The sequence below is a fragment of the Streptomyces ureilyticus genome (assembly GCF_011045025.1).
Lineage (GTDB): Bacteria > Actinomycetota > Actinomycetes > Streptomycetales > Streptomycetaceae > Streptomyces > Streptomyces ureilyticus.
In genome coordinates this window covers 1-7331 of record NZ_JAAKZX010000333.1, presented here as the reverse complement: position 1 = coordinate 7331, position 7331 = coordinate 1, and the positions used below count along the sequence as shown (strand labels likewise).

The 7331-nt window shown below is 70.1% G+C and carries 6 protein-coding genes; 4 read left to right on the top strand and 2 right to left on the bottom strand.

The window, feature by feature from the left end:
- On the top strand, window positions 1–2141 hold a 2141-nt coding region (locus G6048_RS45740; RefSeq protein ID WP_165345532.1), incomplete at its 5' end, for a S1 family peptidase.
- 114 nt (window positions 2142–2255) lie between these two features.
- Here the strand turns inward: G6048_RS45740 and G6048_RS45735 are convergent.
- Entirely contained in the window at window positions 2256–3233 is a 978-nt protein-coding gene (locus G6048_RS45735) for a CPBP family intramembrane glutamic endopeptidase (RefSeq protein ID WP_165345531.1), read from the bottom strand.
- 391 nt (window positions 3234–3624) lie between these two features.
- Here G6048_RS45735 and G6048_RS45730 point away from each other — a divergent pair, with 391 nt between their 5' ends.
- Window positions 3625–4869, top strand: a complete 1245-nt coding sequence (locus G6048_RS45730; RefSeq protein WP_206342953.1) for an MFS transporter — start codon at window positions 3625–3627, stop codon at window positions 4867–4869.
- Window positions 4870–5295: 426 nt separating this feature from the next.
- Here G6048_RS45730 and G6048_RS45725 read toward each other — a convergent pair whose 3' ends face one another.
- A complete protein-coding gene (locus G6048_RS45725; protein WP_165345529.1) occupies window positions 5296–5583 on the bottom strand; it encodes an alpha/beta fold hydrolase in 288 nt (95 codons plus the stop codon).
- Between the two features lie 135 nt (window positions 5584–5718).
- Between G6048_RS45725 and G6048_RS45720 the strand changes: the two genes are divergently transcribed.
- Both G6048_RS45720 and G6048_RS45715 read left to right on the top strand, forming a co-directional pair.
- Window positions 5719–6525, top strand: coding sequence for a PaaX family transcriptional regulator (locus G6048_RS45720; protein ID WP_165345528.1), 807 nt, complete (start codon window positions 5719–5721; stop codon window positions 6523–6525).
- 131 nt (window positions 6526–6656) lie between these two features.
- On the top strand, window positions 6657–7331 hold a 675-nt coding region (locus G6048_RS45715), incomplete at its 3' end, for a cupin domain-containing protein (RefSeq protein WP_165345527.1).

Genomic DNA, 7331 nt, shown 5'->3' with positions numbered 1-7331 from the left:
CGGCCGCAGCCGCGACCTCTCTCACTGCTGCGCCCGCGTTCGCCGTAGCTGGGGATCCCGTCACCGACGGCACATACGCCTTCACCGCCAAGCTCGTCATGGGCGACACCGAACGCGCCTGCTCCGGGGCTCTGGTGGCGCCCCAGTGGATCGCCACCGCCGCCAGCTGCTTCGCCGCCGATCCGCAGCAGCCTGGGACGGTCACCGCGGGGAAGCCCGCCTGGAAGACCACCGCGACCATCGGCCGTACCGATCTTGCCTCCGCCAAGGGAGCGGTCACCACGGTCGTCGAGATCGTGCCGCACGAGAGCCGTGATCTCGTACTGGCCCGGCTCGCGCGGCCCGCAACCGGGATCGTGCCGGTGCCGCTCGCCTCAGCAGCACCATCCTCGAGCGAGAGTCTGAAGGCCGCGGGATACGGCCGTACGAAGACTCAGTGGGCGCCCGGCAAGCTGCATTCCTCCGCTTTCACCGTGGACGGCGTGCCCACCGCCGACTCCGTCAACCTCGTTGGTGCGGGCGCCACTTCGGCGATCTGCGCGGGCGACACGGGCGGCCCGGTCATGCGTGAGACCGGTGGCAAGGCCGAGTTGGTCGCTGTCAGCAGCCGGTCCTGGCAGGGCGGTTGCTTCAACAGCGAAGAGACCCGTACGGGCGCGGTCGCCACCCGCGTGGACGACGTGGCCGCTTGGGTCGAGGCCACGGTCGGGACGCCCCGCCCCACCGACTTCAACTGCGACGGCGCCGAAGACATCGCCGTAGGCGACCCCAAGGCGACCATCGGCGGGGACGCGAACGCCGGCCTCGTGCGGGTCGTGTACGGCGGCGGCAAGGGCAACGCCGAGTTCACGCAGGACCTCGACTCCGTGCCCGGTGGTTCCGAAGCGGGTGACTGGTTCGGTGAGCAGCTTGCGGTGTTCGACCACAACGAGGACGGCTGTACTGACCTTGTCGTCGGCGTTGCTGCCGAGGCCATCGGGTCCGCCTCGGACGCCGGCCACGTGGTCGTGCTGTACGGCGCTCCGGGCGGCCTGACCAAGGGGCAGGCGGCCCTGACCCTTGAGCAGGGCAGCGGTGCGGGTGCCGTCAAGGCGGCCTCGTCCGAGGCCGGGGACCGGATGGGGCACGCCATCGCCGCAGGTCACACCGCCGCAGGCGAGCCGTACCTGCTGATCGGGGCGCCCGGCGAGGACACCGGCAGCGTGGCGGACGCGGGCAACACCTTCTACCTGCGCGGCAAGGTCAACGTCGCGGTGGGCCAGGACAGCCCGGGCATGCCCGGATCGGCGGAAGCGGGTGACCGGCTCGGCACCTCCGTCACCGGCTCGCCCAACCACATCGCGATCGGCGCCCCACAGGACGCCATCGGCACCAACGCTGCCTCCGGTACCTTCACCGTCCTCAAGCATCAGCTGAGCTCGGACGGCATCCCGGCCCCGGTGGCGGGCATCGACCAGGACACCGCCGGTATCAGCGGCTCGGCGGAGGCCAACGACGAGTTCGGCGCCTCGCTCGCGGCGGTCGCCTACCGTCCCTCCGGCGCCGCCACCGCGACCGACTCGATCATCGCCGTCGGCTCTCCCGGCGAGGCCGTCGCGGTGAACAACGCCAACCGGGCGGACGCCGGACGGGTCCTCGCGCTCCGGGTGACCGGGGCCGGAGCGGTCAGCGAGCTCGCCGACTTCGGGCAGGAAGCCGTCGATGTGACGGGCACGGCCGAGGCCGGCGACCGCTTCGGGGCGAAGGTGTCCGCCGTCAACACGTCGCCGAACGCGGTGAGTTCCGCCGCCGGTCTGCGGCTGGCGGTCGGCATACCCGGCGAGGCCATCGGCGCGGTGAAGGGCGCCGGCGCCGTGCAGACCTTCTCGCTCCTCGGCGCGCCGGGTGGCTCCGACTCCTTCGTCGAGGCGGGCAACGGCCTGCCCGGCACCCCGGGTGCCAACCAGTCCGTCGGCAACTCGCTCCACACCACCGCCACCCGCCTCTACATCGGCATGCCCAACGGCCCCGCCACCCACGGCGCCGTGCACGCCCTGCCCTGGGCGAGCCCGATCGGGACGACCGGAGCGGTGACGACGTACCAGCCCGGCCAGAACGGTCTGCCCGCCGCAGGAAACGCCTTCGGCACGGCCATCCGATAGCCGCGCCCACCGCACCGTACGCCGAACCTCCCCGGCCACATCCACGGACGTGACGGGGAGGTTCGGCGTACGGGCCGGCCGACCCGGCTGCTGTGGCGGCCAAGCGAGCCCGGCTCACAGGCGGTGCAGCTGGTGCGAGGGCACCTCCGTGAGCGGCTTCGTCGCCGTCGTGGCGTCCGGCACGTAACCGAGTCGCCCCCGGGTGGCGAGCAGCAAGACGAGGGCCGCGGCGGTCGAGGTGAGCAGGAGGGCGTGGGTCGTGGCGTCGGAGGACAGGGTGGGGAACATGTCCGACCAGGCGATGGAGATGTAGTTGTTGATGCCGCAGTGCAGCAGCATCACCAGCGGCATGCTGCCGCCGGAGCGGTTGAACACCCAGGTCATGACGAAGCTGAGGGCGATCGCCGAGACCACGAACTCCAGCGGCTTCATGACGCCCACATCCGGCCCGCCGCCCCAGTCACTCAGGAACAGCGGCAGGTGCCAGCAACCCCAGAGGACACCGACGACGAGGGTGGCGAGCACAGGGCCGTAGCGGCGCTGCATGCGGGGCATGGCGAACTCGCGCCAGCCGGGCTCCTCGGCGAGACCGGTGGTGACCATCTGCAGGATCAGGCCGGGCAGGAACGCGGCCAGCACGGTGGCGGACGGCAGTTCGGGGCCGCGGCCGGCCAGTGCGGCCGACGCCAGGATCAGCGCCGCGGGCACCGAGACGAGCACCACTGCGTACCAGCGCCAGCTGACCTTGAACTTGGTCATCCGCCGGCGCCAGGCCCGTAGTCCGGTACGTCCCTCGGTGACGCCGGTGACCAGCAGGGCCGACGCGATCGGGCCGAGGTAGGCGCCGGGCAGCACGCCGAGCAGTTGGGAGCTCCCGGCGGCCCCGGGAAAGGTGAAGTTCCAGACGCCCAGGCCGTTTTCGGACAGTACGTACGGTGTCCACGCCGCCCAACTCAACACGTAGGCCAGCGAGAAGAACCAAGTCAACGGACGGCGACGGATGCTGTCCCGCAGACTGCCGCGGTCGCCCTCCGGGCCGGCGGGCGTCGGTCGGGTGGCGGTGGTGACGGCGACGTGTGCTCGGGAACTCATCGCGGTGCCCCTTCGGAGACGGCTGATGTGACGTGTCCAGCACACCAACCACAGGCCCGCAGATCATTGCCGCGCACGCCCCAAGCAGAGGTACAGCAGGCACTACCTGGAGGGTATGCGGCCTGACGGAAGGTCTGCACGTACCGGCCTATTGATCACGGTCGTCTCCTGGTTGTAGCGAAACGAAGGCGTTTCGAATCAGTAGCCACAGGCCAGCAGTAGCAATTCGTGTCAGATTCTTGACGTCCGTTTTGTATATGGCACATACTCCCCGGCATCGGTGACCTCCGCTCAAGAGCCGTACAGGATGGTGGTGGCAATGACGCCAGGAGACGTCCGTTCCAGAAGCCGCAGTGAACTCACGGTCTTGGGGCTGTGTTTTGCGGTGATCATGTTCGACGGGTATGACCTGATCGTTTACGGGGCCACGGTGCCGGCCCTCATGCAGTACGAGCCCTGGGAACTGACCGCGCCCGAGGCCGGGGTGATCGGCAGTTACGCCCTCGTCGGGATGCTGGTCGGCGCACTGGTCGCCGGTGTGGCCACCGACGCCGTCGGCCGGCGGAAGGTGATGCTGATCAGCGTGAGCTGGTTCTCGCTGGCCATGGCGGGCTGTGCGCTGGCACCGAGCGCCGAGCTCTTCGGGCTGTTCCGGCTGCTCGGCGGGCTCGGCCTCGGCGGTGTGATGCCCACCGCGATCGCGCTGACCGCCGAGTACTCGGCGTCCCACCGGCGCAGCCTGAACAACGCGCTGATGTTCGCCGGCTACCCGGTCGGCGGCATACTGGCCGCCACGCTGGCACTGTCCCTCATGCCGGCGTTCGGCTTCCGGATCATGTACTGGATCGGCGCCGCCCCGCTCCTGATCGTCGTCCCCCTCCTGTGGCGTCACCTGCCCGAATCCCTCAGCTACCTCGTCGCCAAGGGCCGTACGGACGAAGCCGCGCGACTGGCCGAAAGGCTGGGCACACACGTGCCGGAGGCGGTGCCCTCCGCGTCCGGGCAGCGCGCGAAGAGCCCGGTCGCCGTCCTGTTCAGCAGGCGCCACTTCGGGCCCGCCGTGCTCTTCGCGATCACCAGCTTCTTCGGGCTGCTGCTGGTGTACGGGCTCAACACCTGGCTGCCGCAGATCATGAAGTCGGCTGGCTATCCGCTGTCGAGCTCGCTGCTGTTCCTGGTGATGATGAACGTCGGCGCGGCGGTCGGGTCCATCCTGGTGGCGCCGGTCGGCGACCGGCTGGGCATGAAGCCGGTGACCGCGGTCACGTTCGTCGCGGCGGCCCTGTCCATCTACCTGTTGAGCTCGCCGACGGCCTCCTGGGTGATGTACGGCCTTGTGGCGGTCGCGGGCTTCGGCACCATCGGCACGCAGATCATGGTCAACGCGTACGTCGCCATGCACTTCCCGCCCGAGGTCCGCGCGACCGCGCTGGGCTGGACCCTGGGCATCGGACGGCTCGGCGCGGTCGTAGGACCGACCTTCGGCGGCATCCTGCTCGCGTCCGACCTGGCCACGGAGTGGAACTTCTACGCCTTCGCGATACCGGCTGCCGCCGGGGCACTCATGGTTCTCCTGCTCCCCAAGGGGCAACGGGCCGTCGCTCCCGCGCCGGACGCGGTGCCCGTACGGGCCTGACGAAGTAACAAACGAACCGCCCCGGCTGCGTCCCCACGCAGCCGGGGCGGTTCGTTTACGGTCGCGCGGCGCTCACGCTTTGAGCAGTGCGGCCGTCAGCTCGTCGAGTCGGGTGAACTGGGCCTCAGCAGGGATCGCCCCTCGGCTGGGACGAACGCGCTCCATTGAAGTTCTCTCCCGGATGTATCTGGGAGATTCTCCCCTGGATCGCTCCGGGGAGTTTGACAGGTCATGCCTGTCCAGCGACGACCCTTCCGGCCGCCGGAGTGAGTGCGAGACTCGCTCGGATTGTCGGGGACTTGGCTATCGCCCCCGATGATGCACTGAGCGTATCAGATGCATTACGGAGTGATGCGACGGCGCTCCGCACCGCCAGGGCCGAGGATGCGCTTCCCCTCCCCGTTTACGAGGGAGCACTGCGCAAGATCAAAGGTAGACGAGCTTGCGCAGTCGTGGTGCCGCGGCGGTGAGTGGGTAGCCGCCCCAGCTGTGCGCGACCAGAGTGACGTCGCGCAGGTCGTGCCGTTCGACGAGGTCGACGATGAAGTCGCCGACGTCGGCCAGGCTGTGCTCCCGGGGGTCGGCGCCGTCGGTGAGGCCGGGCAGGTCGGGGGCCAGTACCTGGTGACCGGCGGCGCGCAGCCGCTCGGCCACCAGGCGCCAGGTCCAACCGCCGTGACTGGCGCCGGAGATGAGAACGAAGGTGTCTGCCATGGCGTCTCCTTTGACGCGAAGAGTGCCGCCACGGTGACGGCCGTCGTATGGGTGAAATATCCTTCGCTTGTGAGACGATCGTCAAGAGGTTGACACGTATAGGGGCAGGGCCCGTAGGGGTCCGAGGAGGTGCTTGTGAAACCGCGGTCGCTGGTCTTCGACCTTTTCGGTGACTATCTGCGCTACCGGGGCGGCGAGGCCCGACTGCGTGCTCTGGTCGCGCTGATGGACTGCTTCGACGTTCCCGAGAGCACGGTCAGGGTGGTCGCCGCCCGCATGCGCAAGGAGGGCTGGCTCGACGCCCGTAGGGAGGGCAGGGAGACCGCCTATGTCCTCACCGACGCCTCGTGGCGCCTCCTCGACGAGGGCCGGGAACGGATCTTCGCCCGGGCACCCGGACCGTGGGACGGGCAGTGGCACATGGTCATCTACTCGGTGCCCGAAGCCGACCGGGCGCTGCGCGAGCAGCTGCGCAAGAAGCTGTCCTGGCTGGGCTTCGGCATGCTGTCGGCGTCGGTGTGGATCAGTCCGCACGACCGGATCGCGGAGGTCAGGGAGAGCTTCGCGAACGAGCCCGCGGTACGGATCGACGCGCTGCACGCCCGTTCCGAGTCCGCCGCGGCAGACCGGGACATGGCGGCCAGGTCCTGGGATCTGACGGGCCTGAACAAGGAGTGCGGCGAACTGCTCGACCGCTACCGGCCCCGCCTCGCCGACTACCGCGCCGGGGTCCCGCGCGGCCGGGACGCGCTGGTCGAGCGTATGCGCCTGATCCACGACTACCGTCTGCTGCCGTTCCGGGACCCGGACCTGCCTCCCGAACTGCTCCCCGAGGACTGGGCCGGCCGCCGCCTCCATGAGGTGTTCCTGGAGGCGCATGGGCTGCTGCGGGCGGAGGCGGAGGGTTACGTGGACGAGGTGATCGGCGCGGCCGGCGGCTGACCGGGCGCGCGGCGGGCGACCCGGGGCGCTCCAGGGGTGGGGCGGGGTGGTCCGCGCGTTCCACGCGCACCACGGCACAGGGCTGCATCGGCGAAGAAATGCGTTTCAGAATCTAGACGACCGTTATTTCAATGTCGTACGTTGGACTCAGGCATCCCGAAGGAGTGAGTCCGCCCGTGACGATCACCGAGGAACGCGCCGCGCTCGAGAGGCTCTACGCCGACTTCGAGGCCGCGCATCTGACACCCCTGTGGACGCAGCGCGAGGGTCTGATGACCGAGCAGCCGCGTCCGGACGCCGTGCCGGCCCTGTGGCGCTGGTCGGTGCTCCACCCGCTCGCCGCGCGCAGCGGCGACCTGGTCCCCGTGGGCCGGGGCGGCGAACGGCGGGCGATCGCGCTGGCCAACCCGGGCCTGCCCGGCACCGCGTACGCCACCCCCACCCTGTGGGCCGCGATCCAGTACCTCGGCCCCGGTGAGGAGGCCCCGGCCCACCGGCACACCCAGACCGCGTTCCGCTTCGTGGTCGAGGGCGAGGGTGTGTGGACCAACGTGGAGGGCGACCCGGTGGCGATGCGCCGCGGCGACCTGCTGCTCACCCCCGGCATGCACTTCCACGAGCACCACAACACCACCGACCGGCCGATGGCCTGGATCGACGGCCTGGACATCCCCCTCGTCCGTCAACTGGACGCAGGATTCTTCGAGTTCGGCCCGGATCAACTGGGCACCCGCGCCACCCCGGCCGCTTCCCGCAACGAACGCCTGTGGGGCCACCCGGGCCTGCGCCCCCTCGGCGCCCCCGCC